22 protein-coding genes are annotated in these 23,523 nt (G+C 71.3%); 9 read left to right on the top strand and 13 right to left on the bottom strand.

All coding sequences use genetic code 11. From position 1 onward, the window contains the following. Position 1: 1 nt before the first annotated feature. The 3 genes from C9F13_RS02575 to C9F13_RS02585 are packed head-to-tail and all read right to left on the bottom strand — an operon-like array spanning position 2 to position 3,114. Positions 2-790 carry a class II glutamine amidotransferase gene (locus C9F13_RS02575; protein WP_108444667.1) on the bottom strand — a complete coding sequence of 263 codons (789 nt, stop codon included), beginning with the start codon at positions 788-790 and terminating at the stop codon, positions 2-4. Further along, on the bottom strand, positions 783-2,624 hold the full coding sequence (locus tag C9F13_RS02580) for a VWA domain-containing protein (protein ID WP_108444668.1): 1,842 nt from the start codon (positions 2,622-2,624) through the stop codon (positions 783-785). The genes C9F13_RS02575 and C9F13_RS02580 overlap by 8 nt, the downstream gene beginning before the upstream one ends. 55 nt (positions 2,625-2,679) lie before the next feature. After that, positions 2,680-3,114 (bottom strand): hypothetical protein, encoded by a 435-nt coding sequence (locus C9F13_RS02585; RefSeq protein WP_108444669.1) that lies wholly within the window; start codon positions 3,112-3,114, stop codon positions 2,680-2,682. A 71-nt stretch (positions 3,115-3,185) separates the two neighbouring features. Between C9F13_RS02585 and C9F13_RS02590 the strand changes: the two genes are divergently transcribed. Next, a complete protein-coding gene (locus C9F13_RS02590) occupies positions 3,186-5,291 on the top strand; it encodes a S9 family peptidase (RefSeq protein ID WP_108444670.1) in 2,106 nt (701 codons plus the stop codon). Positions 5,292-5,387: 96 nt separating this feature from the next. Here the strand turns inward: C9F13_RS02590 and C9F13_RS02595 are convergent, their stop codons facing one another. From C9F13_RS02595 to C9F13_RS02630, 8 genes are all read right to left on the bottom strand, one after another. Further along, the gene (locus tag C9F13_RS02595; protein WP_157955151.1) at positions 5,388-6,140 is read right to left on the bottom strand and encodes a hypothetical protein; all 753 of its coding nucleotides are present in this window, start codon (positions 6,138-6,140) and stop codon (positions 5,388-5,390) included. A 222-nt stretch (positions 6,141-6,362) separates the two neighbouring features. Then, entirely contained in the window at positions 6,363-6,812 is a 450-nt protein-coding gene (locus tag C9F13_RS02600; RefSeq protein WP_108444672.1) for a YcgN family cysteine cluster protein, read from the bottom strand. Between the two features lie 154 nt (positions 6,813-6,966). Continuing rightward, positions 6,967-7,278: a YcgL domain-containing protein gene (locus C9F13_RS02605; protein WP_108444673.1), complete on the bottom strand. Its 312-nt coding sequence runs from the start codon at positions 7,276-7,278 to the stop codon at positions 6,967-6,969. Further along, on the bottom strand, positions 7,275-8,402 hold the full coding sequence (rnd, locus tag C9F13_RS02610) for a ribonuclease D (RefSeq protein WP_108444674.1): 1,128 nt from the start codon (positions 8,400-8,402) through the stop codon (positions 7,275-7,277). The genes C9F13_RS02605 and rnd overlap by 4 nt, the downstream gene beginning before the upstream one ends. Before the next feature lie 28 nt (positions 8,403-8,430). After that, on the bottom strand, positions 8,431-9,036 hold the full coding sequence (recR, locus tag C9F13_RS02615; RefSeq protein WP_108444675.1) for a recombination mediator RecR: 606 nt from the start codon (positions 9,034-9,036) through the stop codon (positions 8,431-8,433). 22 nt (positions 9,037-9,058) lie between these two features. Continuing rightward, positions 9,059-9,385, bottom strand: a complete 327-nt coding sequence (locus C9F13_RS02620) for a YbaB/EbfC family nucleoid-associated protein (RefSeq protein ID WP_108444676.1) — start codon at positions 9,383-9,385, stop codon at positions 9,059-9,061. Between the two features lie 45 nt (positions 9,386-9,430). Further along, entirely contained in the window at positions 9,431-11,464 is a 2,034-nt protein-coding gene (gene dnaX / locus C9F13_RS02625) for a DNA polymerase III subunit gamma/tau (RefSeq protein WP_108444677.1), read from the bottom strand. Positions 11,465-11,609: 145 nt separating this feature from the next. Next, the gene (locus C9F13_RS02630) at positions 11,610-13,898 is read right to left on the bottom strand and encodes a putative bifunctional diguanylate cyclase/phosphodiesterase (protein WP_108444678.1); all 2,289 of its coding nucleotides are present in this window, start codon (positions 13,896-13,898) and stop codon (positions 11,610-11,612) included. 333 nt (positions 13,899-14,231) lie between these two features. On the opposite strand from C9F13_RS02630, the gene C9F13_RS02635 reads away from it, so the two are divergent. Further along, positions 14,232-14,435: a hypothetical protein gene (locus C9F13_RS02635; RefSeq protein ID WP_108444679.1), complete on the top strand. Its 204-nt coding sequence runs from the start codon at positions 14,232-14,234 to the stop codon at positions 14,433-14,435. A 74-nt stretch (positions 14,436-14,509) separates the two neighbouring features. On the opposite strand, the gene C9F13_RS02640 is transcribed toward C9F13_RS02635, so the two are convergent. Both C9F13_RS02640 and C9F13_RS02645 read right to left on the bottom strand, forming a co-directional pair. Continuing rightward, positions 14,510-15,541 (bottom strand): histone deacetylase family protein, encoded by a 1,032-nt coding sequence (locus tag C9F13_RS02640; protein ID WP_108444680.1) that lies wholly within the window; start codon positions 15,539-15,541, stop codon positions 14,510-14,512. Between the two features lie 63 nt (positions 15,542-15,604). Further along, a complete protein-coding gene (locus tag C9F13_RS02645) occupies positions 15,605-16,516 on the bottom strand; it encodes a LysR family transcriptional regulator (RefSeq protein WP_108444681.1) in 912 nt (303 codons plus the stop codon). 107 nt (positions 16,517-16,623) lie between these two features. Here C9F13_RS02645 and C9F13_RS02650 point away from each other — a divergent pair, with 107 nt between their 5' ends. The 7 genes from C9F13_RS02650 to C9F13_RS02680 all read left to right on the top strand — a co-directional run bounded on the left by C9F13_RS02650 (position 16,624) and on the right by C9F13_RS02680 (position 23,491). Further along, positions 16,624-17,997 carry an aminotransferase family protein gene (locus tag C9F13_RS02650; RefSeq protein WP_108444682.1) on the top strand — a complete coding sequence of 458 codons (1,374 nt, stop codon included), beginning with the start codon at positions 16,624-16,626 and terminating at the stop codon, positions 17,995-17,997. Positions 17,998-18,002: 5 nt separating this feature from the next. Beyond that, positions 18,003-18,704 carry a CoA transferase subunit A gene (locus tag C9F13_RS02655; RefSeq protein ID WP_108444683.1) on the top strand — a complete coding sequence of 234 codons (702 nt, stop codon included), beginning with the start codon at positions 18,003-18,005 and terminating at the stop codon, positions 18,702-18,704. Beyond that, positions 18,694-19,347 carry a 3-oxoacid CoA-transferase subunit B gene (locus C9F13_RS02660; protein ID WP_108444684.1) on the top strand — a complete coding sequence of 218 codons (654 nt, stop codon included), beginning with the start codon at positions 18,694-18,696 and terminating at the stop codon, positions 19,345-19,347. Before C9F13_RS02655 ends, C9F13_RS02660 begins: the two co-directional genes overlap by 11 nt. Further along, the gene (locus C9F13_RS02665) at positions 19,347-20,630 is read left to right on the top strand and encodes an ArgE/DapE family deacylase (RefSeq protein WP_108444685.1); all 1,284 of its coding nucleotides are present in this window, start codon (positions 19,347-19,349) and stop codon (positions 20,628-20,630) included. Before C9F13_RS02660 ends, C9F13_RS02665 begins: the two co-directional genes overlap by 1 nt. Next, positions 20,627-21,805 (top strand): acetyl-CoA C-acyltransferase, encoded by a 1,179-nt coding sequence (locus tag C9F13_RS02670; RefSeq protein ID WP_108444686.1) that lies wholly within the window; start codon positions 20,627-20,629, stop codon positions 21,803-21,805. The genes C9F13_RS02665 and C9F13_RS02670 overlap by 4 nt, the downstream gene beginning before the upstream one ends. 148 nt (positions 21,806-21,953) lie before the next feature. After that, entirely contained in the window at positions 21,954-22,757 is an 804-nt protein-coding gene (locus tag C9F13_RS02675) for a transporter substrate-binding domain-containing protein (RefSeq protein WP_108444687.1), read from the top strand. 77 nt (positions 22,758-22,834) lie between these two features. Further along, complete coding sequence (locus C9F13_RS02680; RefSeq protein WP_108444688.1) at positions 22,835-23,491, top strand: amino acid ABC transporter permease; 657 nt, start codon at positions 22,835-22,837, stop codon at positions 23,489-23,491. Positions 23,492-23,523 lie beyond the last annotated feature (32 nt).

Here is a 23,523-nt window from a genome sequence, read left to right on the forward strand (position 1 = left end):
CTTACGTTTTATAGCGCGCCTGGATCACGCCACCCTGCCACACCAGCAGCTCGCCCGGCACCATGCGCACCCACTCCTCGTTGTCGGTGAGCGGCTCGGTGGCGATCACCGAGACCACGTCGTCGGCGGTGGTGTGTTCGGCGAAGTTCACCGTCAGCTCGGCATCCGACAGGCTTGCCCGGCCGAAGGGCGCCCGGCGAGTGATGTGCGCCAGCTTGGTGGAGCAGAAGGTGTAAAGATAGTCCCCGTCGGCCAGCAGCAGGTTGAACACCCCCAGGCCGCGCAGCCGTTCGCAGAGCCCGTGCAGCATCGACCAGAGGGCCTCGCGCTGCGCCTCGTCGGCGGGCGGCTCGGGGAAGGCGCCGCGCAGCTCGCCGAGCAGCCAGCAGAAGGCGTGCTCGCTGTCGGTGCTGCCCACCGGGCGGTAGAAGGAGTGCGGCAGGGCCTGCCAGTCGGCCAGCTGGCCGTTGTGCGCATAGCACCAGGGACGCCCCCACATCTCGCGCACGAAGGGGTGGGTGTTGGCCAGGCGCACCTGGCCGACGTTGGCCTGGCGAATATGACTGATGACGATGTTCGACTTGATGGGGTAGTCGCAGATCAGCCGGGCGATGGGCGAGTGCACCGAGGGGTGGGGATCGCGAAAGTCGCGGTAGCCGCCCTCCTCGTAGAAGGCGATGCCCCAGCCGTCGCGATGCGGCCCGGTCCCGCCGCCCCGGTGCAGGAAGCCGGTGAAGCTGAAGCAGATATCCGTGGGCACATTGGCACTCATGCCCAGAAGCTCACACATGGGGTTCCTCCCGGCGTGGGGGGCGCCGCGACTGGCGGCGCCGAATCAGGACAAGGACCATCAGCGCCAGGGTGAGCGCCGCCAGCGCGCCCCACAGGCGCGGGTCGCGGCGGTGCGCCTGCCAGAGGTCCTGGAGGCCCGGCCAGCCCGCCTGCCAGAGATCCCGGGCCGCCTCCGGCATCCGGTTGACCAGCTCGACGAAACGGTCGGCGGCGCGCTCGGCCGACGTCTCGGGCGGCGGCAGGGAGGCGTCAGCCTGCTCGTCGAACGACTCGGTGGCAAGCGTCGGGCCGGCCACGTCGGCCACGCCGATGCCGAGGCGGCCGTCGGGATAGAGCACCAGGCGCGGCAGGGAGAGCGTCTGGCGCTCGCCGTCGAGCTCGATGGTGGCCTCCAGCAGCAGCGGCAGGGAGAGCGAGGGGTCGAGGACGGGCAGCGCGAGATGCCAGCGCCGCTCCCCCACCGCCTCGGCCTCGAGGCGCTCGCCCTGCAGCTCGCCGACAATCTCGGTGTTGTCGCGATTAAGCCCCGGGTGCTCGGCGACCAGCACCACCCGCCCGGCCCGGGGACGATGCACGGCCCCGATGGCCGGCAGCACGTTCACGGCCTGGGAGCGCTGTCGCTTGAGCGCCTCGCTCTCGGCACGGATCACCAGGTGGGCGTTGCCGGTCAGCGCCGGCGCCGGCAGGCGCCCGCGATAGCGCCCCGCCTCAGGCTCGAGCACGACGCGAGACTGCACCTCGCCCTCGGCGTCCTGCAGCGCCACCGAGAGCGTCAGGTCCTCGCCGCCCTCGAAGGGCCCGCCGTCGTGGGTGATCCACGCCTCCACGGGGACGTCGAAGCCGCGATAGAGGGTGGTCGGCAGGTCGGTGGTACGCAGGTGCAGCGGCGAGGCGACGTTGACGCGGCTCTCCTCCCCCACGTCGCCCTCCAGGCGCCACTCCCCGGCCTGGGGGTCCGGCACCCGGATCAGGTCGAAGCGCGACTCCTCCTGCCAGCGGACGTCGCCGGGGGCGTCGTCGGCCCGGTAGCGCGTGCCATCCGGGGCGACCAGGGTCAGGGGGGCGTCGTCGGGCTCATGGAAGATCAGCGCCGAGAAGGTCTCCACGCCGTCATCGATGACGAAGCGCCCCTCGTCCAGGGGCACCTGGTCGGCGGGGAAGATACGCTCGACAATGTCCAGGAAGGCGCCCAGCAGGCCCTCGGGGCTCTCGGCCAGCGCCGCCAGCCCGCCGGTGGACTGGGCCAGGCGCTCCACCAGGGCCAGGTCGGCCTCGCTGGAGAAGGCGATGGCATGCACCGCCACGCCCTGATCGGCGAGCTCGGCCGCCCGCTCCTCGACCAGCCGACGCCGCGAGGCCCGGTCGATCTCGGGCTTGGGGCCCCGGCCGGGCGACAGGTCGATCATGCCGTCGGTGAGCAGCACCAGGTGGCGCCAGCCGTCGGCCTCGCCGCGGGAGGCGGCGTTGAGCGCGGCTTCGATGTCGGTGTACTGCTGGTAGGCCTGCAGCGCCGGCGGCAGGGTCAGGGCCTGCTCCCGCCAGGCCGCATCCACCTCGCCCAGCGGCAGGGGGTTGTCGACCGTCTCGCCGAAGGTCCACACGCCGGCCCGGGCGCCGCTCGGCAGCAGCGCCACCAGCAGGTCCAGGGCGCTGACGGCGAGCCGTTCGGGGTCGTTGTCGCGCATGCTGCCGGAGACATCGACCACCACCCGGACGTCGGGGCGCTCCTCGTGCGGCTGGGCCCAGAGCGGGCCGGCCACGAGCCACAGGGCCATGCCCGCGGCCAGCATCCGAGGCAGCCAGCCGCTGCGTTCCTTGCCGTACCCACTCATCGAAGCTCCTTAGCCGGTCGGTGCCAACGCGCCCGCCGGCCGATCATGGCGTCCGTCAGCCGAGCACCGGCTCCTGGCGTTCGCCGTTGCCACGGCCGTCGGCGGCGGGCGCGTCGTCGTTCCGGTCCACGGCGTCATCGTTCCCGCGAGCGCGGCCGCGCCACCACATCAGCAGCCCCAGCAGGCCACCCACGCCCGCCCCCACGGCGACCAGCAGGGCCACCGGCAGGAAGGTCTCGCGGTTGTTCTCGAGGAAGGCCACGGCCGCGACCATCACCGCCGGCGCGAACCCGCTGTAGAATTCTCCCTCGTCGAGCAGGGGCAGACGGAAATGGGACGGGGTCCACATCACGCCGGCCACCGCCCAGGTGATCACCAGCCGCGGCAAGCGCGGCAGAAACCCCAGCCCCAGGTAGCCGGTGAGCAGCACCACCAGCGACAACACGACATAGACCAGCCATAGTAGGGGCATCGAATCCGACATCAGCATCACGACCTCGCGAGTTGTGCGTCGACGACGCACGTTCTTGAAAACACACTGAGTATGGTACATCCCGCGCCATGAAAGCACAGCCGCCACGTGACAAGGCCCCGACCCTCCCCGCCGAGGATCCCGCCGCCCGCTTCCACCACGCCGACGATCCGGCCTGGCACTGGCTGGAGAACCGCGACGCCCCGGAGGTCACCGCCTTCCTGGAGGCCGCCAACCGGGAGTCGGATCGCTGGTTCGCCCCGCTGGACGACCTGGTGGAGCGGCTCTATCACGGCCACCTGGCGCGCCGCGAGCTCGCCGTGAGCGGACTCAGGACGCCGCTCGACCACTTCACGGTCTGGAGCGAGACGGCGGCCAACGCCGACTACCCGGTCTGGTGGCGCCACCCCAACGGCCGCCCGGAGGCCGCCGAGGCCTTCCTCGACCTGGAAGCCAGGGCCCGCGAGCACGACTTCCTGGAGCTCGGCGACATGGCGCTCACTCCGGACGAGGCTTGGCTGGCCTGGACCGAGGACACCCGTGGCAACGAGACCTACACCCTCTACCTCAAGCGGCTGCCGGACGGCGAGCCCGCGGTGCTGCTCGAGGAGATCGGCCCCGAGATCGGCTGGGCCGAGGACAACGCCACCCTGCTGTTCACCCGCTTCGACGCCACCCAGCGCCCGGAGAGCATCTGGCGCCTGCCGGTCGCCGAGGGACGGGCCGGCGAGCCGACGCTGATCCTCCTCGAAGAGGACCCGGAGTTCTGGCTGGGCCTGGGCAAGACCCGATCGCGGGAGTGGCTGGTCCTGGAGAGCGCCTCCAAGGACACCAGCGAGAGCCACCTGATCCCCGCCCGCGCCCCGGCCACGCCGCCCCGCTGCTTCCGCTCCCGGGAGCGCGGCGTGGAGTATGCGGTGGACCATCGCCCCGGCCACTTCTACGTCCTGCACAACCGCCAGGCGACCCATTTCCGCCTGGACCGGATGGCAGAACGAGACCTCGGCGAGGCCGATCCGGCGCCCCACTGGCAGCCGCTGGTCGATCACCGCGACGAGGCCACCCTGGAGGGGGTCGACGCCTTCGACTGGGGGCTGGTGCTCACCGAGCGCGACCACCACGAGGCCCAGGTGCACCTGCGGGTGTTCGAGCTGGACGGTGACCACACCATCACCCGGGACGAGCGTCTGCCGCTGCCGGAGCTGCCCTGCAGCCTGGCGCTGGGCGACGCGCCGCACTTCGCCGACCGGCGCCTGCGGCTGCGCGAGGAGTCCTTCACCCTGCCGGTGACCTGGATCGAGCTCGACCTCGACAGCGGCGAGCGGCGCGTGCTCAAGCAGCAGCCGGTTCACGGCGACCTGAGCCCCGACGAGCTGGCCTGCGAACGGATCTGGGCGACCTCCCACGACGGCGAGCGCGTGCCGGTCTCGGTGGTCCGGCGGGCCGACCTCTCCGGCCACCCCCTGCCCACCCTGCTCTACGGCTACGGCGCCTACGGCGAGGTGCTCGACCCCTGGTTCTCGGTGGCCCGCCTGGAGCTGCTGGCACGCGGGGCGGCCTTCGCCGTGGCCCACGTGCGCGGCGGCGGCGATCGCGGCGAGCCCTGGTACCTGGCCGGCAAGCTCGAGCACAAGGCCAACAGTTTCCACGACTTCCTCGCCGCCCGCGACGCCCTGGTCGAGAAGGGGCTCAGCGACGGCGAGCACATCGCCGCCTACGGCGCCAGTGCCGGCGGCCTGCTGGTCAGCGCCAGCCTCAACCTGGCCCCCGACGCCTTCTGCGCGGCGGTGCTCGACGTGCCCTTCGTCGACGTGCTGCGCACCATGGAGAACCCCGACCTGCCGCTAACCACCGCGGAGTACACCGAGTGGGGCGACCCCCGCGAGCCCGAGGCGCGGCGGCGCATCCGCGACTACTCGCCGCTGGACAACCTCTCGGCCCAGCCCTGGCCGGCGGTCTTCCTGCAGAGCAGCTGGCACGACACCCGGGTGCCCTACTGGGAGCCGGCCAAGCTCTATGCGCGCCTCAAGGAGCTAGCGCCCGCGCCGCGCCTCGAGGAGCACCCCATCCTGCTGAGGACGGACATGTCCGCCGGCCACGGCGGCGCCTCGGGACGCTTCAAGGCCTGGCACGACAACGCCCGCCAGGACGCCTTCATCCTCTGGGCGCTGGGCCTGGAAGACCGGGAGGCCTGACGCCTCGAGGCGCTCGCCAATACGACAGGGACCCGGCCGAGGCCAGGTCCCTTGAGGCCCGCCGGAAGCGGTGGGCCTCGCCTGCATAGCGCCGGGTCAGCTGCCGCCGCCGGCACCGCCTCCCGGGCCGCCACCGGCACCGCCGCCCGAATCGCCACCGGCACCGCCGTCCGAACCGCCACCGGCACCGCCGCCCGAGCCGCCACCGGCACCGCCGCCCGAACCGCCACCGGCACCGCCGCCCGAGCCGCCACCGGAACCGCCGCCCGAACCGCCACCCGAACCGCCACCGGAACCGCCACCGGAACCGCCGCCCGAGCCGCCCCCGGGACCGCCGCCCGAACCGCCACCGGGACCGCCGCCTCCGCCCCCGTCGCGAACCAGATCGTCATCGCCGCTACCATCATCCGTGTCGTCGTCGGACCCGTTATCGGTGCCATCATCGGCCCCGTCATCCGTTCCACCATCGCCGCCGTCACCGCTGCGGCTATCGGGAGTGGTGCCGCCGCCGGTGCCCCCATCGCCGCCACCGGTGCCGCCATCGCTGGCGGCCAGGACGACATCACTGCCGTCGCGCGCGCTGGCGAGCCCCGTGTCGCGATCCCCGGCGCCCGGCGGAAAGAGCAGCAGCAGCTCCTCGGGACTCTGCCGCGTCGGCAGCCATGACTGCAGCTGCGCCATCTCCTGGTCGTCGAGCACCCGCCCCTCGTTCATGAGGTCGTTGAACATCGCCGCCATCTCGTCGTCGCTGAGCGCCTGCCCGCCCCACGAGGAGGACTGCGCCGATACGCCGGACGAGGCCAGGGCACCCACCGCCATGGCCAGTGCTAGCTTCGTGAACGCTTTCATGATGCATCCCCTTGTCGTTATCCCATGCCCCCGGACGTGACACGCCACCCTCACGCTCACGTTGGACAACAAACTGTTACACACAGCAAAGCATCGTCCCCGCCGGTGGGCGGCGCCATAGGACGAAGCCATGAAAGCACGCTGTCAGGGGAATGACCCTGGACGCCTACCGCGGATGAGACGTCTCAGACTTGAGGCGGAGGGCGCCCCGACGGGGGGGGATCAGCCGTCGATGGGCAGGATGGCGATGATGTGCTCCTCGAGCGCCTCTTCGGGCACCTCGCGCTGGGAGACGGCGAAGCTGCGCACGCTGACGCCCTTGCGGTGCATGCGCTCGGGCCCGCCGGCGATCAGCGGATGCCAGGCGGCCAGCTTGCGCCCCTCGGCCACCCGGCGGTAGGCACAGGACTTGGGCAGCCAGCGGAAATCGTCGATGCGCTCGGGCGTCAGCTGCGTGCAGTCCGGCACCTTGGCAAAACGATTGTCGTAGTCGCCGCAGCGACAGCTGGGGATATCGAGCAGCTCGCAGGCGACGTTGAGCACCGCCAGGTCACCGCTCTCCTCGTCCTGGAACTTGAGCAGGCAGCACTGGCCGCAGCCGTCGCAGAGCGCCTCCCACTCCTCGCCGGTGAGCTCCGCCAGGTCGAAGTGCTCCCAGAATCGTTCTCTCATGATCTCTCCTGCGCCACGTGTGGGGCCACACTCTTGATCAATGCGATGCATTGTCGGCCCGTTTCAGCGGCTTCCGCCGGGCATCAGTGGGGTAAGCGCCTTTCGCGCGGCACCGGGCGCGATGCTCGTTTATCGCGCCCGGTACCGCGCGTGGCTAGTACCGCGCCTCGGTCGGGACGCGATAGAGGTCGAGCAGATACTCCTCCTTGGCGGGCGGCATCTGCAGGTAGTAGCCCTTCTCGCGGATGGCGGCCATGACGTCGCCGGCCTGGGCACGGCCCAGGCGCTTCTCCGGGGTGAGGATCAGGGTCATGGCCGAGATCGGCCGGCCGAAGTGCTCAAGCAGCGCCTCGGGAACGTCACTGAGCCCCTGGCGCTTGTCCACGTAGAGGTACATCTCCTCCTTGCGCGCGCTCTTGAAGATCTCGCAGAGCAGCTTGTCGCCGCGCATCCGGTCGTCGCTCATCGTGATGCCTCCTCGAGGGCCGCGGTCAGGCCCGTCGCCAGTCGATCCCCGCGCCAGCCGCCGGGCAGGGGCAGCGGCTCGCCCCGCAGGTCGGCGCTCACCAGGGCCTCGAGCTCGCGCCGCTTGAGCAGCACCTCGGGCGCCACGCCCAGCGTCTCGGCCTCGGCATTGACCACCTTCTTCAGGGCCTTGAGGCGCTGCTTGAACTCGGGGGCCATCGGCGAGAGCGGGGCCGCCGGCAGCGCCTCCTCGTCGACCTTCATCGCCTCGCGCACCAGCCTCAGCAGGTCGTCGCCCTCGCGCTTGATCAGCGCGGGCTTGAGCTCCTCGATCCGCGACAGCTCGAAGCGGTTCTCCGGCAGCTGCTCGGCGATGGCGTAGAGCAGCCGGTCGTTGACCAGCCAGCCCCGCGGCACGTCGCGACGCCGGGCCTCGCCCTCGCGCCAGACGGTGAGGCGCCGATAGGCCTCCACCTGGCGCGGCGAGAGGCGCCAGAGCTGGCGGTGGCGCAGGTACCACTGGCCGTCGGCGGCCTCGCTGCGCGCCGCCTGGTCGACCAGTGCGGCACAGTCTTCCTCGACCCAGGCCATGCGCCCCTGGCGCTCAAGGGAGGCGCGCTGGCGCTCCCACACCTCAAGCAGGAAGACCACGTCCAGGGCCGCGTAGCGCTGCTGGGACTCGGAGAGCGGCCGCAGCAGCCAGTTGGAACGGGTCTCGTCCTTGGGCAGGGTCTCGCCGGTCCAGTGCTCCACCAGCTTCTGGTAGCCCATCGAGGGCACCTCGCCGAGCAGCGACTGGGCGACCTGGGTGTCCACCAGCGGCGCCACGGGCACCCCGGCCCAGTGGGCGAAGACCTCGAGGTCCTCGCTCGAGGCGTGCAGCAGCTTCAACGGCCCCTCGGCGAGCAGGCGACGAAAGGCCTCGGTGCACGCCACCTCCTGGGGATCGACCAAAAAGGCCGGGCCGCCGGCGGCAAACTGGATCAGCGCCGGCACCGGATGGAAGGTGTTCTCGCGAAAGAACTCGGTGTCCAGGGCGATGACGTCGGCCTGGGCCACCTCGGCACAGGCGGCGTCCAGGGCGGCGGGGGTATCGATCCAGCGAATCTCGGGGTTCAGGGTCATGCAGGGTTCCGACAGCAGGGAAAAGGGCTCACTCGCCCCGGAAGGGCAGGCGACCGTTGAAGGCGCGGCTCAGGGTACCACCGTCGACGTACTCGAGCTCGCCGCCCATGGGCACGCCATAGGCCAGCCGCGACAGCGAGACGCCCCGGGGCGCGAGCTGGGCGGCGATGTAGTGGGCGGTGGCCTCCCCCTCCACCGTGGGGTTGGTGGCCAGCACGATCTCCTCCACGCCCCCCTCGGCGACCCGCGCCTCGAGCTGGTCGAGCCCGATGTCCTCGGGGCCGATGCCGTCCAGCGGCGAGAGGTGGCCGTGCAGCACGAAGTAGCGGCCGCGAAAGCCGCCGGCCTCCTCGATGGCCAGCTGGTCGGCGGGGGACTCCACCACGCAGAGCAGGGCCTCGTCGCGCCGCGCGCTCTGGCAGATGCCGCAGACCTCCTCCTCGGTGAGGGTCCGGCAGCGCCGGCAGTAGCCGACCCGCTCGAGCGCCACGTCCAGCGCCTCCACCAGGCGCCGGCCGCCGTCGCGGTCGCGCTCGAGCAGGTGCATGGCCATGCGCTGGGCGGTCTTGGGGCCGACGCCGGGCAGCACCCGCAGCGACTCCATCAGTCTCTCGATCAGCGGGGAAAAGCTCATGGTCGGTCCGTCTCGGCCTGGATCAGAACGGCATCTTGAAGCCCGGCGGCAGGTTGAGACCGGCGGTGGCCTCTTCCATGCGCGCCTTGGAGTCCGCCTCGACCTTGCGCACCGCGTCGTTCACGGCGGCCGCCAGCAGGTCCTCGAGGAGCTCCTTGTCCTCCTCCATCAGGCTCGGGTCGAGCTCGACCTTGCTGACGTCGTGGCGACCGTTCATGGTCACCTTGACCATGCCGGCGCCCGCCTCGCCCTGGACCTCGGCCTTGGCGACCTCCTCCTGGGCCTTCTGCATCTTCTCCTGCATCTCCTGGGCCTGCTTCATGATGTTGCCCATGCCACCCTTCATCATGGCGAAATCCTCTCGTGGTTGATGTGATCGGTCACAGCGCGCGGTTCAGCCGCGCGCCTCGGCGTCGGCGGGCTTGACCGTGGATTCGATCAGGCGCGCGCCGAAGGCCTGCTGCAGCTTCTGTACATGGGGGTCGCGGTTCAAGGCTTCAATCGCCTCGGCATGCCGCTGGGCGGCCAGGCGGTCGGCCTGCTGGCGGGGCGTCTCGATCGCCGGGGGCAGCTCCCCGGGCTCGATCGTGAGCCGCCGCTCGACGCCGATGGCCGCCAGCGCCTGGCGGATGCGGGTCACGTGGACCTCGGCGTTCATCGCCTCCTGGGAGGGGTCGAGGCGCAGCCGCAGCTGCTCCCCGTCGTCGGCCTCGACCACGCAGTGGGCCGCCAGGTTGCGGGTCAGCCCGCCGAGCCCCAGCCCCTCGAAGCGGGCGAGCCAGGCGGCGTGGTCGAAGCGCCCCGCCGGCGCGGCCGCCTCGGCGGGCGCGGGGGCGTCGGTCGCTTCGGGCTCGGGCTCGGGCTCAGGCTCAGGCTCAGGCTCAGGCTCGGGCGACATCGTCGCGGCCTCTGCCACTGGCGTCACGGCCGCCGCCTCAGACGCCATCGCCGGGGCGGGTGCCGCGGCGCGAGTCTCCTCGCCTGCCGGCGGGCGGGCCGGCGCTTCCCCGGAAGACGCGGCCGCGGCCGGCGGCGTGGCCTCCGGGGCCGCTGCCGGCTCGGGGGCCGGGGCAGGCGCCGCCTCGGGTCGCGTCGCCTGGGGCGGCTCGGCCTGGGGCGGCTCGGCCTGGGGAGGCTCGGCCTGGGGAGGCTCGGCCTGGGGAGGCGTCGCCGCGGGCGCCGCAGCCGGGGGCCTCTCGGCAGCCGTGGCAGGGGCCGTCGCGGGCCCGGGCGCCGGCTCGCTGCCCGTATCGCCGGCGGGCCCCGCCTCGCCGCCACCCGGCTTTCCGCGCAGGGGCAGCGGCGTCTGCGCCGGTCGCGGCACGCCCTGGGGACGAAACGCCAGCATGCGCAGCAGGGTCATCTCCAGCGCGGAGCGCAGGTCCGGGGCATGCTCCATGTCGCCGCGGCCCTGGATGCCGATCTGGTAGAAGAGCTGGATGTCCTCGGCGGTGAAGCGCGCGGCCAGCTCAAGCAGGGCGTCGCGGTCGCCGTGGCCGTTGTCCACGGCGTCGGGCACCATCTGGGCGATGGCCAGGCGGTGCAGCACGCCGGTGATGTCGTCGAGCACCGCGGCGAAGTCGGGGCCCTGCTCGGCCAGGGCGGCCACCTCACCGAGCAGCCGGGCGGCATCCACCTCGGCCAGCGCCTCCACCAGCGCCAGCACGTGGCGATGGTCGAGGGTGCCGAGCATGGCCGCCACGTCGGCGTGGCGCACCTCGCCCTGGCCGAAGGCGATGGCCTGGTCGGTGAGGCTCATGGCGTCGCGCATGGAGCCCTCGGCGGCCTTGCCGAGCAGCCACAGGGCGCTCTCCTCGAAGCTCACCCGCTCGGCCTCGAGGACCGCGGCCAGGTGCCCGACGATGCGCTCCGGCGCCATGTGCTTGAGGGTGAACTGCAGGCAGCGCGACAGCACCGTCGGCGGCAGCTTCTGCGGGTCGGTGGTCGCCAGCAGGAACTTCACGTGGGGCGGCGGCTCTTCCAGGGTCTTGAGCAGCGCGTTGAAGCTGCTGGTGGAGAGCATGTGCACCTCGTCGATGAGGTACACCTTGTAGCGCCCCTGGGTCGGCGCGTACTGCACGTTGTCGAGCAGCTCGCGGGTGTCCTCGACCTTGGTGCGGGAGGCGGCGTCGACCTCGATCAGGTCGACGAAGCGCCCCTCGTCGATGGAACGGCAGCTGTCACACTCGCCGCAGGGAGTGGAGGTCACCCCCTCGTCGCCGCGGCCGTTCGCCGTGCAGTTCAGGCACTTGGCCAGGATCCGCGCCAGGGTGGTCTTGCCGACGCCGCGGGTGCCGGTGAACAGGTAGGCGTGGTGCAGCCGGCCCTGGTCCAGGGCATTGACCAGCGCGCGCTGGACATGCTCCTGGCCGACCAGTTCATGGAAGGTACGCGGTCGCCACTTGCGGGCCAGAACCTGATAGCTCATGCAGCGCGGGATCCTTGCGGTAAAGCGAACAGCAGCTGGGTGATGAGGAGGCCGGGCGATCGGACGGCTCGCTCGTGCGGGCCCGTCGCTCGACGGCAAACGGTCATTCTATCGACCGGGGCGCCCGGCGGAAAGCGGCGCGGCCTCAGGCTTCCCGCGCCAGCCCCTCCGTCCCCCAGCGCTTTGCGAACTCCGCGGCCGTCAGCGGCGGGCTCAGGTAGTCGCCCTGATAGGCGGGACAGCCCAGCGAGCGCAGGAAGTCGAGCTGGGTGGCGTCCTCCACGCCCTCGGCGATGACGTCGAGCCCCAGCCGCTCGGCGATCGAGAGGATGGCGGCGACGATCGTCTCGTCGTCGGGGTCGCCGGGCACGTCGCTGATGAAGGAGCGGTCGATCTTCAGGCACTGCACCGGCAGGCGCTTGAGGTAGGAGAGCGAGGAGTAGCCGGTGCCGAAGTCGTCCACGGCCAGCTCGACGCCGAGGCGACGCAGGCCGTTCAGCCGCTCCAGCCCCTCGTCGGCATGGCCGATCACGAAGCCCTCCGTGATCTCCAGCTCCAGCCTCGCGGGCGAGAGCCCGCTCTGCTCAAGCGCGTCGCGCACATCGCCGACGATGTCTCCCTGCACCACCTGCAGTCCCGAAAGGTTGACCGCGACGCGCAGGGGCAGTCCGGCCAGCTCCCACTCCCGGGCCTGGCGACAGGCCTCGCCCAGTACCCAGCGGCCGATGTGGTGGATCAGCCCGGCCTCCTCCGCCAGGGCGATGAAGCGTCCCGGCCCGATCACCTCGCCCTCCGGGGTCGTCCAGCGCACCAGCGCCTCGGCCCCGAACACCCGGCTGCCCTCCACCCGCGCCTGGGGCTGGTAGTGCAGCACCAGCTCCTGGCGCTCCAGGGCGCGGCGCAGGCCGGTGTCCATGGTGAAGCGCTCGCGGCTGGCCTCGGCCAGCGCCGGCGTATAGAACATCCAGGTGTTGCGCTTGAGCGCCTTGGCCCCGTACATGGCGGTATCGGCGCGCTGGATCAGCTCGCCGGCGTCGCGCCCGTCGCGGGGCGAGACGCTGATCCCGATCGAGGCGCCGATGAAGATCTCGTGCTGGTCGACGATGAACGGCTGCAGCAGGGCATCGATCAGCTTCTGCGCCACCCGGCCGGCGTCGGCGGGCTCGTGGAGATGCTCCAGCACCAGCACGAACTCGTCGCCGCCCAGGCGGCCCAGGGCGTCCTCGTCGCGCACGGCGCGGCGCAGCCGCCGCCCCACCGCCTGCAGCAGCCGGTCGCCCAGCGGGTGGCCGAGGCTGTCGTTGATGTCCTTGAAATGGTCCAGGTCGAGGAACAGCACCGCCAGGGCGCTATCGTCCTCCTCGGCCCGCTCCAGCGCCAGGGCGAGGCGCCGGTTGAGATAGGCGCGATTGGGCAGGCCGGTCAGCGCGTCGAAGTGGGCCGAGTGCCTCAGGCGTCCGGCCTGATCGGTGATGCGGGTCAGCAGCGGACTGATCACCCGGGCCGTGGCCAGCGCCCCGAGCGCCATCAGCACCAGCACCACCATGGCCGCCCAGAGCAGCTCGTGGTAGACCACGCCGTAGAAGCCGCGGGCGGGAATCTGCACCAGCAACCCCCAGCCGGGCGTGGCCAGCGGGACCCGCACCAGCACCGCCGCGTCGTCCCCCTCCTCGTCGAGGGTCGCGTGGGTAAGCTCGGCCCGACCGCTCGCCAGCGCCTCGCCCAGGCGCTCGGTGCGCCGCCCGTCGGCCTCGGCCTCGGCCTCGGCCGGCACCAGCGCGCCGCCAGGTCCCGCCGCCAGCAGCACCGGGCCGGACGGCGCCAGCAGCCACTGGCGGGCTCCCTCACCGAAGCGCTCGGGGTCGTCGAGCATCTCAGCGATGCCCCGCGGGCCGAAATAGAGCCGGTCGCTGCCGAGGGGCCGGCCCTCCCGGGAGAGCACCGGCGCCGTCACCTCCACGAGCAGCCCCTCTTCCGCCGGCACCAGCCGCGTCTGGCCGGCCGCCTCGGCCCCATCGACCGGCGGACGGCTGTCCGGCACGCGACCGATGGTCACCAGCGGCCGGCCCGCGGGGTCCCGCCGCTCCAGGCCCACCAGGTCCGGGGACGGCAGCATGGCGTCCACCAGCCGCGGCGCCATGAAGGCCGCCAGGGCCTCACGCTCCTCGCCGGTCGCGGCCGGGTCCTCCAGGTACGTCTCCAGGCGGCACCGCAGCTCGGAGCGGCTGGCGATCTGGCGGGCCACGTCCCGATAGCGCGCCAGCAGGTGGTCGAGGCTCTCCGCCTGGGCCGAGGCGCTCATCAGGGTGACCGTCTCGAGCCCCTGGCGGTGGGCCTGGTAGAGCGGCCAGGCCGTGGCCAGCCCGACCAGCGCGCCCGTGACGAGGATGCCGAGCGTCGCCAGCGAGACGATGCGGCGCTGGGCGCGCTTCACCCGGGGCTCCCCCCGTCACGGCACGCCTCGAGCCCCCCGCGCACCGGGGCGGACCGGGCCCCGACGCCGTCGGGCCCCGCCGGATCATCCCACATGCTGCATCCTCGGTGGCCGGCGCTCTCGCCATTCCAGTGTGGCCCGGAGGCCGGTAAACGCCAAGCCTCGTGCACTGGCCACGGCCATCGCGGCAATCCGCGACTTCCTCCCACCCGCGTCCTGCCTGCGACGACGACACCCCGCCCCGCTACCGTTCCCCTGCCTTGGCCGGGCGCAACCTATACTGACGCGGTTCCCATGCCCCCTGTGGTCGCCACGCCACCAAGGAGAGACGTCATGCGCATCATCGGCCTGCTGTTGGCCCTGATCCTTCTCGGCTACGTGATGAAGACCTACCTGGATTCGGCCATTACCGCTGGAGATAGCAGCGATACGCTGTCGCAACCGCAGGGGACCATCGAACGGGCCGAGCAGGCAGCAGAGCGGATCAACCAGTCACTGGAGGAGAGGCAGCAACAGCTCGAGTCGTCGGGCGGCTGAGCCTCGCCGATGGCTTCGGTTACGCCACCTCACTGGCGCGTTGCCGGTCGAGCGGAAGTGCCAGCGCGCGCGGCTCAGGGCCGCTCGAAGCCGCTCAGCACGTTGACCGCGTTGATGCCGATCTCCTCCACCGCATAGCCGCCCTCGAGCAGGAAGACCGTGGGCAGGCCGAGACGCCCCAGCCGTCGCCCCACGTCGGTGAAGTCGTCGCTCGAGAGCTTGAAGGCGCTGATCGGGTCGTGCTCGAAGGCGTCGACGCCGAGCGAGACCACCAGCAGCTCGCAGCCGGCCGCGAGGATGCGCGCCTTGGACGCCTCCAGCGCCTCGGCCCAGGCGGCGTAGCCGGTGCCCGGCGCCAGGGGGTAGTTGACGGTGAAACCCTCGCCCGCCCCTTCGCCGGTCTCGTCGGCGTGGCCGAGGAAGTGCGGGAAGCAGTGGCGCGGATCGCCGTGAATCGAGAGGAAGAGCACGTCGTCGCGATCGTAGAAGATCTGCTGGGTGCCGTTGCCGTGGTGGAAGTCGATGTCGAGAACCGCGACCCGCGAGCGGCCGGCTTCCAGGGCGCGCTGGGCGGCGATGGCGGCGTTGTTGAAGAAGCAGTAGCCGCCGAACTGGTCGGTGGCGGCGTGATGGCCGGGCGGGCGGCACAGCCCGAAGGCCGGCTCGCCGCTGGCCAGCACGTGATCCACCGCCGAGAGCGCCACGTCCTTGCTGGCCATGGCCGCCTCGAAGGTGCCCTCGCAGATCGAGGTGTCGGCGCCCAGGGCGTAGTGGCCGAGCCGGCCGTCGATGTGGTCGGGGATGACGCGCCCCGGCATGGTACGGGTGGGCCAGATCCAGGCGATCGCCTCGCCCGCACGGCCGGCGGCGACCCACTCCGCCCAGCAGCTCTCGAGGAAGGCGACATAGTCGGCATCGTGAATCGCCAGCACCGGGGCGAGGCCGTGCTCGGCCGGGGCGCGCACCTCGCCCAGGCCGCTCTCGAGTACGCGCTTGAGCACCAGGTCGACCCGCTCGGGGCATTCGTAGGGCGTCACCAGCTGCCCGCCGTCCAGCTCGGTGCGGGCGCGGCGCAGCTTGGTCCGTTCACTGTGAAAGGTCAGCATCTCGGTCTGGCATCCTCGTCAGTCGGATAAGGAACAACAGGCGCCGCGGCGGGCCGGGCACCATCAGGCGGGGTACTCGCGCAGCAGGTCGCGGCCGCAGGCGCGGATGAACTCCAGCGCACGAGCATGCTTCCAGTCCTCGCGATACACCAGCCCGAAGCTGAAATCGATCGAGGGGGTGAAGGGCAGCACCGCCACCTCGTCGCGGCCGACCAGCTGGTCGGTGGCGGTGATCGGGTTCATCACGCTGATCCCGACACCGTTGGCGACCAGCGAGGTGATGGCCCCGATGTTGGCCTCGGTCTTGCCGGCGATGTGGATGCCGTGGGCGGTGGCCAGGTGGAGCAGCGGGTCGGCCCCGACGTTGGGCTGGTTGCCGATCACCAGGAACTGGTCCTTGAGGTCGCTGACGGTGACCTCGTCCCGGCCGCTCAGCGGATGTCCCCTCGGCACCAGGCAGCGCGCCTGGGTGGTCAGCCACTCCTCGACCCGCAGCACCCGGGAGCTCGCCGGCAGCGTCACGAAGCCGATATCGGCATGGCCGGACTCCACCTCGCGCAGCACCTCGTGGCTCGACATCATGTCGAAGCTGATGCTGAAGCCGCGATTGTCCTCCAGCAGTGCGGCGATCAGGCGCGGCACGAAGCCGAAGGCGAGCCCCGGGATCGCCGCGATGCGCAGCCGCGAGGTGCCGAACTCCTTGAGCGCCAGCACGCTGTGGCGCAGCTCCTCGATGTTGCCCATCAGCCGCAGGATCTCCTCGTAGAGCTCCCGCGCCTCGGGCGTGGCGACCAGGCGGTTCTTCTCGCGCAGGAAGAGCGCGAGCCCGAGGTTCTGCTCGAGCTGGGAGAGCGAGCGGCTGACGCCCGACTGGGTGATGCCGAGCGTCCGCGCCGCCTGGGAGGCGCTGCCCGCCTCGAACAGCGTCTTGAAGATGGCCAGCGCCTTGAGCGAGTGGATGTTGACGTCAGGCATGAGTGAAAGTCATCGAAGTCGGTAAAAACATCATATCTTGAAATAGTTTATCGCGGCTACCTAGACTGAGCGACATCCGAACAACACCCTCACAACGGATCGACACGATGACGTCCTCCCCCCTCTTCTACCAGGCCGGCCCCGCGATGCCGGAAGTCAGCCACGGCGATGGCGTCTTCCTGTGGGACACCGACGGCAAGGAGTACCTCGACGGCTGCGCCGGCGCCATCTCCTGCAACCTCGGCCACGGCCGCCAGGACCTGCGCGACGCCATGCTGGCCCAGCTCGACCGCGTCGCCTTCACCTATCGCACCCAGTTCGAGAACACCCCGGCCGTGGCGCTGGCTCACGCGCTGGTCGAGATGACCGAGGGCGCGCTCGACAAGGTGTTCTTCGTCTCCAGCGGCTCCGAGGCGGTGGAGTCCGCCCTCAAGCTGGCGCGGCAGTATTTCGTGGCCCGCGGGGAATCGCAGCGTCGCCACTTCGTCTCGCTGCGCCCCTCCTACCACGGCAGCACCCTGGGGGCGCTGGGCGTCACCGGCTACCAGCCCCTGGAGGCGCCCTTCGCCGACATCACTCCGGGCTCGCTGAAGGTGCCCGGCCCGGACTTCTACCGCCAGCGCGACGGCGACCGCGACGCCCACGTCCGCCGCGTGCTCGCCGAGACCCGCGCGACCATCGAGGCGGCCGGCGGCGAGAGCGTCATCGCCATCGTGGTCGAGCCCGTCGGCGGCGCCAGCACCGGGGCGCGGCTGGTCGACCGGGCCTACCTCGAGGGCCTGCGCGCGCTGTGCGACGAGTTCGGCTGCCTGCTGATCTTCGACGAGGTGCTCTGCGGCGTGGGTCGCACCGGCACCTGGTTCGCCTATCAGCACTTCGGGGTGACCCCCGACCTGCTCACCACCGCCAAGGGGCTGGGGGCCGGCTACTACCCGATCGGGGCGCTGCTGGCCCGCGAAGCGATCGTCGAGACGGTGATGGCCAGCGGCGGCTTCCAGCACGGCCACACCTACGCCGGCAACCCGCTGGCCTGTGCCACCGGCCTCGCCGCCGTCGAGGCGGTGCGCCGCGAGGGGCTGCTCGACAACGTCCGCGCCCGGGGCGAGCAGCTCCAGCGCGGCCTCGAGGTGCTCAAGGCGCGCCACGCCTGGCTCGGCGACGTGCGCGGCATGGGGCTGTTGTGGGGCGTGGAGCTGGTCATGGATCCCGTGGAGAAGACGCCCTTCCCCGCCGAGGCCAACCTCTTCGCCCGGGTGACGGCACTGGCCAAGGAGGAGGGGCTCCTGATCTATCCCCGCCGCACCCTGAACGGCCTGGCCGGCGATCACTTCCTGGTCAGCCCGCCCTTCACCATCAATGAAAGCGAGACCGAGCTGCTGCTCGAGCGGCTCGGCCGGGCGCTTGACCGCCTCGACCGCGAGGTGGTGGCCCCGCTGCTCGACGAGGCCACCGCGACCTCCGCCCACGGCATCACAGGCTGAGACCCATGACACTGCTCAACCAGAAACCCGCGACCCTCGAGGCGGCCATCGCCGAGATCCCCGACGGCGCCTCGATCATGGTCGGCGGCTTCGGCTCGCCGGGCACCCCCTTCGCGCTGCTCGACGAGCTGCTGGCCCAGGGCCAGAGGCGCCTGACGCTGATCAAGAACGACGCCAACGAGCCGGACATCGGCATCGGCCGGCTGATCCGCGCCGGCCGCGTCGACAAGCTGATCACCTCGCACATCGGCCTCAACCGGATCGCCATCGAGGAGATGAACGCCGGCCGCCTCGCCGTGGAGATGCATCCCCAGGGGCTTTTGGCCGAGAAGATCCGCTGCGCCGGGGCCGGCCACTACGGCTTTCTGACCGACATCGGCCTCGGCACCGAGGTCGCCGAGGGGCGTCGCGAGATCGAGTGCGACGGCCGGACCTGGGCGATCGAGCCCGCCATCCGCGCCGACTTTGCCCTGGTGCACGCCGACCTGGCCGACGCCTACGGCAACCTCATCTACCGCGGCACCGCCATCAACTTCAATCCGCTGATGGCCATGGCCGCCGATCACGTCATCGCCCAGGCCTACCGGGTCGAGGCCCCCGGCCAACTGGTGCCGGAGCGCATCCATACGCCCTGCGCCTTCGTCAGCCGCATCGTCGAGGTCGATCCCGCCACCAGCGACCAGGGGAGGCGCGCCCATGCCGTCTGATCAACAACGCATTCTCGCCCGGGCGGCCCGGGAGGTCAGCGCCGGCCAGATCGTCAACCTCGGCATCGGCCTGCCCACCCGGCTCTTCCACTACCTGCCGCCGGAGATGGAGGTGCTGGTGCACTCAGAGAACGGCGTGCTGGGCTGCCACCCCCTCGAGGAGGGCACCGCCCCCGACCCCGAGATGATCGACTCCGGCGGCGCCTACATCGCCACCCGCGACGGCGCCAGCGTCTTCGACAGCGCGCTCTCCTTTGCGATGATCCGCCGGCGCCGGGTGGACGTCACCTTCATGGGCGCCTTCGAGGTCGACCAGCAGGGCAACCTCGCCAACTGGAAGATCCCCGGCAAGTTCTCGCCGGGCATCGGCGGCGCCATGGAGCTCGCCCAGAAGGTCGAGACCCTCGTGGTGCTCTGCTCGCACAACGACAAGCACGGCAACCCCAAGATCCTCCGGCAGTGCCGCCTGCCGCTGACGGCACCGCGCTGCGTCACCCGCATCATCACCGAGAAGGCGGTGATGGAGGTGACCGAGGCGGGCCTCGAGGTGGTGGACATCGCCGAGGGGCTCGACGTGGCCACGCTGCGCGCGGCCACCGAGGCCGACCTGATCATCGATGAGACACGGCTGGGGAGATTCTGATGCTCGACGCCACCGAACAACGCATCCTCGCGCGCTGCGAGGCGCTGCTCGACACCACCCTCGACCTCACCCGGGACCTGGTCCGCGGCTACAGCGTGCTGGGCCAGGAGCGCGGGGCGCTCGACACCATGGAGCGCTGGCTCGAACGCCTGGACCTGCCGGTGGAGCGCGTCGGCCTCGACGCCCCGGGCTTCGCCGACCATCCCCACCGGGCACCGGCCGAGTGGCCGAGCGAGGGGCGCTACAACCTGGTCAGCCGGCTCAATCCGCAGAGCGACAAGCCCCACCTGGTGCTCAACGGCCACCTGGACGTGGTGCCCGCCGAGCCCACCGACATGTGGACGCGTCCCCCCTGGGAGCCCTGGGAGCGGGACGGCTGGCTCTACGGCCGCGGCGCCGGCGACATGAAGGCGGGCATCGCCGCCATGGTGATGGCCGTGCAGGCGGTGCGCGAGGCCGGCGGGACCCTCGACTTCCCGCTGACCCTGCAGACCGTGATCGAGGAGGAGTGCACCGGCAACGGCGCCCTGGCCTGCCTGCACCAGGGCTACCACGGCGACTTCGTGCTGATCCCCGAGCCCTTCGGCGCGCAGATCTACAGCGGCCAGGTGGGCGTGCTGTGGTTTCGCATGCGCCTCGACGGCGTACCGGCCCACGTGCTCGACACCCGCGCCGGCCGCAACGCCATCGAGACCCTGCAGGGCTACCTGCCGGCCTTCAAGGCGCTGGAGGAGGAGATCAACGCCCTGCCCCGCCCGGCGCCCTACGACGCCCTGGAGCACCCCTTCAACCTCAGCATCGGCAAGATCGAGGGCGGCAACTGGGCCTCCAGCGTGCCGGCCCACGCCCAGCTCGAGGGGCGCGTCGGCTTCCCGCCGGGCATGCGCCCCGATGACGTGATGGCGCGGGTCCGCGAGGTCATCGCCGATCACCACCGCGCGCTCGGCGACGGCTCCCCCGCGCCCCGGGTCGAATTCCACGGCTTTCGCTCCGAGGGCCACCTGGTCGACCTGGAGACGCCCGGCATCCGCCTGCTCTCGCGCTGCCACGAGGACCTCGCCGGCGAGCCGCCGGCCCATTACCTCTCGACCTGCACCACCGACCTGCGCGCCTTCCACGTGTCCGGCGGCATCAACGGCACCTGCTACGGCCCGGTCGCCCAGCGCATCCACGGGGTCGACGAGTGCGTCGAGATCGCCTCCATCCGCCGGGTGCTGACCACCTACGCCCTGTTCATCCACCGCTGGGCCAGCGGCGACGCCAGCGCAAGGAGCGCCTCATGAACGACGCCTATCTCGTCGACTTCGCGCGCAGCGCCTTCACCCGCGCCCACCCCCGCAAGCCCGAGGTCGACGCCTGGTCCGGCCAGCGCGGCGACGCCCTGCTCGGCCGGGTGATCGATGCGCTGCTCGAGCGCAACCGCGTCGCGGGCGAGCGCATCGAGGACCTGAGCGTCGGCTGCGCGCTGCCGGTCAAGGAGCAGTGGAGCTTCGGCGGCCGCTATCCCCAGTGGCTCTCCGCGCTGGGCACGGGCTGCGCCTCGCGCCAGATCGACCAGCAGTGCGGCTCGAGTCTGGCCGCGCTGCGCGCCACGGTGCGCGAGGTCCAGGTCGGGGCGATCGAGGCCGGCATGGCCGGCGGCTATGAAAACATGTCGCGAGTGCCGATGGGGCCGAGCCTCTTCAAGGAGGGCGTGCTGACGCTTCCCGAGGCCCTGGAGGGGCGCGACGACCTGGACCTCGGCGTCGCCATGAACATGGGCCTGACCGCCGAGCGCCTGGCCCGGGAGAGCGGCATCACCCGGGAGGCGATGGACGCCTTCGCCCTGCGCTCCCACCAGCGGGCCGCCCGGGCCGAGCGGGACGGCTGGTTCGACGGCGAGCGCCTGACGCTTTCCAACCCGGCCGGCGAACCGGTCGCCATCGACGCCAACATCCGCCCCGACACCAGCCTCGAGCGCCTGGCCGGCCTCGACCCGGCCTTCGTCGAGGGCGGGCGGATCACCGCCGGCAACAGCTCGCCGCTGACCTCCGGGGCCGGCGCGGCGCTGGTGATGTCCGAGGCCGCCGTGGCGCGTCACGGCCTGTCGCCCCTGGCGCGGGTGGTCGCGGTGGCCGACGTCGGCGTGACGCCGGAGCGCATGGGCGCCGGGGCGGCCAAGGCGATCGCCCGGGCGCTGACCGCCACCGGCCTGCACGTCGACGACATCGACGCCTGGGAGATCAACGAGGCCTTCAGCGCCGTGCCGCTCTATGCCATGGACTCCCTCGGCCTCGATCCCGAGCGCGTCAACGTCTTCGGCGGCGCCCTGGCACTGGGCCATCCGCTGGGCGCCACCGGCATCCGGCTGGCCGGCACCCTGGCCCGCACGCTCCGGCACCGCCGGGGGCGCTACGGCTGCGCCGCCGCCTGCATCGGCGGCGGCCAGGGCATCGCGATGATCCTCGAGCGCGCATGAGCTCAAGGCACGGCGTCCGGCGCCGGATTTCCCCCACCACCCACAGGAGGTCAAGGCGGCACAGGCATCGACCACGGCGATCGCGCATCGCCTAATCTGAATCACCTTATAGACTGATAACGGCAACCCACCACAGACAGGCATCGACATGACAAAACACAACAAGCCTTTCTCCCGTTCCCTCGTTGGCGCCCTGACGCTGCTCGGCGCCCTCTCCCTGGCCAGCGCCCAGGCCCAGGCCCGTGACCTTCCCGAGATCCGGGAGGACGTCTTCCAGGTCGCCAATTCCGGCGCCTACCCGCCCTTCAGCTTCGTCGATACGCAGGGCAACGTGGTCGGCTTCGACGTGGACATCGCCAGGGCCCTGGCGGACCGGATGGGGGTCGAGGTCAACATCCAGACCTCGCCCTGGAACGGCATCGTCGCCGCCCTGGCAGGGGGCCGCTTCGACGCCTGCATCTGCAGCATGAGCGCCACCGAGGAGCGCCGTAAGGCCGTCGACTTCACCGATCCCTACTACAGCTCGGGGCTCTCCATCTGGGTGCAGGAAGGGACCGACGACGTCTCGAGCATCGCCGACTTCGAGGGCAAGCGGGTGGGCTCCACCCTCGGCGAGACTGGCAACCAGTGGGCCACCGAGAAGGCCGAGGGCCGCTGGCGCAACCAGACCTTCCAGGGGCTACCCGACATGCTCAATGCCCTGACCACCGGTCGCATCGACGTCATGGTCGCCGACGACATCCCCGTCTATGTCGCGCTCAACGAGGACGATATCCCCATCAAGCAGGTCGACGTGGGCGAGCTGCCCCGCTTCCCGGCCGCCATCGCCGTCCAGAAGGGCTCCCCCGAGCTCAAGGCGGCGCTCAACGAGGCGCTGGCGGAGATCCGCGCGGATGGCACCTACCAGGAGATCGTCGACGAGTGGATCGGCCCCGGCGTCGACTTCAACTGATAGCAGCGACACGGCAGGGCTTACGCCCTGCCGCCCCCCACCCTTCCTGACAACACGACAACAGGACAGAAGGGCTCATGGACTTCAATCTGATGATCGAGATCACGCCGCTGCTGGTGAAGGCGGCGTGGGTCACCGTGGACATCTCCGCGCGCGCCCTGCTCTTCGGCTTCATCATCGCCTCGGTGCTGGTGACGCTGCGCACCTCGCGCATCCCGCCCGTGCGCTGGTTCGCCCGCGCCTATATCAGCGTGGTGCGCGGCACGCCCTATTTCGTGCAGCTGCTGCTGGTCTTCTACGGCGGGCCGGCCATCGGCCTGCGCCTGGACCCCTTCACCTGCGGCGTGGTGGTCGGCGCCTTCAACATCGGGGCCTACATGAGCGAGGCCATCCGGGGCGCCATCGAGTCGGTGGACAGCGGCCAGAACGAGGCGTCGCGCTCCCTGGGCTTCGGCCGCCTGGAGACCCTGCGCTACATCGTGCTGCCCCAGGCCGCCGGCCTGATGATCCGCTCGGTCGGCGTGCTGGCCATCATCCTGGTCAAGAACTCCTCGCTGGTCTCGATCATCTCGGTCATCGAGCTGACCTATCAGGCCCAGCGGCTGATCGGCTCCACCTACAAGCCGCTGGAGGTCTTCACGCTCAGCGCCCTGATGTACATCGTCATCATCTACGCGGTGATGGGCATCGTGGAGTTCTGCTATCGCCGGGCGACCCGCTACGCCTTCCTGTAGCGCCGACCGAGCCTCCTACCGGGCCACAACAA

Origin of the sequence: Halomonas denitrificans (genome assembly GCF_003056305.1) — a bacterium.
Classification (GTDB): Bacteria; Pseudomonadota; Gammaproteobacteria; order Pseudomonadales; family Halomonadaceae; genus Halomonas; species Halomonas denitrificans.

What these genes read in the sequence shown, in the direction of transcription:
- C9F13_RS02575 (WP_108444667.1), bottom strand. Translation starts at nt 790, where the DNA reads ATGTGTGAGCTTCTGGGCATGAGTGCCAATGTGCCCACGGATATCTGC.
- C9F13_RS02580 (WP_108444668.1), bottom strand. Translation starts at nt 2,624, where the DNA reads ATGAGTGGGTACGGCAAGGAACGCAGCGGCTGGCTGCCTCGGATGCTG.
- C9F13_RS02585 (WP_108444669.1), bottom strand. Translation starts at nt 3,114, where the DNA reads ATGCTGATGTCGGATTCGATGCCCCTACTATGGCTGGTCTATGTCGTG.
- C9F13_RS02590 (WP_108444670.1), top strand. Translation starts at nt 3,186, where the DNA reads ATGAAAGCACAGCCGCCACGTGACAAGGCCCCGACCCTCCCCGCCGAG.
- C9F13_RS02595 (WP_157955151.1), bottom strand. Translation starts at nt 6,140, where the DNA reads ATGAAAGCGTTCACGAAGCTAGCACTGGCCATGGCGGTGGGTGCCCTG.
- C9F13_RS02600 (WP_108444672.1), bottom strand. Translation starts at nt 6,812, where the DNA reads ATGAGAGAACGATTCTGGGAGCACTTCGACCTGGCGGAGCTCACCGGC.
- C9F13_RS02605 (WP_108444673.1), bottom strand. Translation starts at nt 7,278, where the DNA reads ATGAGCGACGACCGGATGCGCGGCGACAAGCTGCTCTGCGAGATCTTC.
- rnd (WP_108444674.1), bottom strand. Translation starts at nt 8,402, where the DNA reads ATGACCCTGAACCCCGAGATTCGCTGGATCGATACCCCCGCCGCCCTG.
- recR (WP_108444675.1), bottom strand. Translation starts at nt 9,036, where the DNA reads ATGAGCTTTTCCCCGCTGATCGAGAGACTGATGGAGTCGCTGCGGGTG.
- C9F13_RS02620 (WP_108444676.1), bottom strand. Translation starts at nt 9,385, where the DNA reads ATGATGAAGGGTGGCATGGGCAACATCATGAAGCAGGCCCAGGAGATG.
- dnaX (WP_108444677.1), bottom strand. Translation starts at nt 11,464, where the DNA reads ATGAGCTATCAGGTTCTGGCCCGCAAGTGGCGACCGCGTACCTTCCAT.
- C9F13_RS02635 (WP_108444679.1), top strand. Translation starts at nt 14,232, where the DNA reads ATGCGCATCATCGGCCTGCTGTTGGCCCTGATCCTTCTCGGCTACGTG.
- C9F13_RS02640 (WP_108444680.1), bottom strand. Translation starts at nt 15,541, where the DNA reads ATGCTGACCTTTCACAGTGAACGGACCAAGCTGCGCCGCGCCCGCACC.
- C9F13_RS02645 (WP_108444681.1), bottom strand. Translation starts at nt 16,516, where the DNA reads ATGCCTGACGTCAACATCCACTCGCTCAAGGCGCTGGCCATCTTCAAG.
- C9F13_RS02650 (WP_108444682.1), top strand. Translation starts at nt 16,624, where the DNA reads ATGACGTCCTCCCCCCTCTTCTACCAGGCCGGCCCCGCGATGCCGGAA.
- C9F13_RS02655 (WP_108444683.1), top strand. Translation starts at nt 18,003, where the DNA reads ATGACACTGCTCAACCAGAAACCCGCGACCCTCGAGGCGGCCATCGCC.
- C9F13_RS02660 (WP_108444684.1), top strand. Translation starts at nt 18,694, where the DNA reads ATGCCGTCTGATCAACAACGCATTCTCGCCCGGGCGGCCCGGGAGGTC.
- C9F13_RS02665 (WP_108444685.1), top strand. Translation starts at nt 19,347, where the DNA reads ATGCTCGACGCCACCGAACAACGCATCCTCGCGCGCTGCGAGGCGCTG.
- C9F13_RS02670 (WP_108444686.1), top strand. Translation starts at nt 20,627, where the DNA reads ATGAACGACGCCTATCTCGTCGACTTCGCGCGCAGCGCCTTCACCCGC.
- C9F13_RS02675 (WP_108444687.1), top strand. Translation starts at nt 21,954, where the DNA reads ATGACAAAACACAACAAGCCTTTCTCCCGTTCCCTCGTTGGCGCCCTG.
- C9F13_RS02680 (WP_108444688.1), top strand. Translation starts at nt 22,835, where the DNA reads ATGGACTTCAATCTGATGATCGAGATCACGCCGCTGCTGGTGAAGGCG.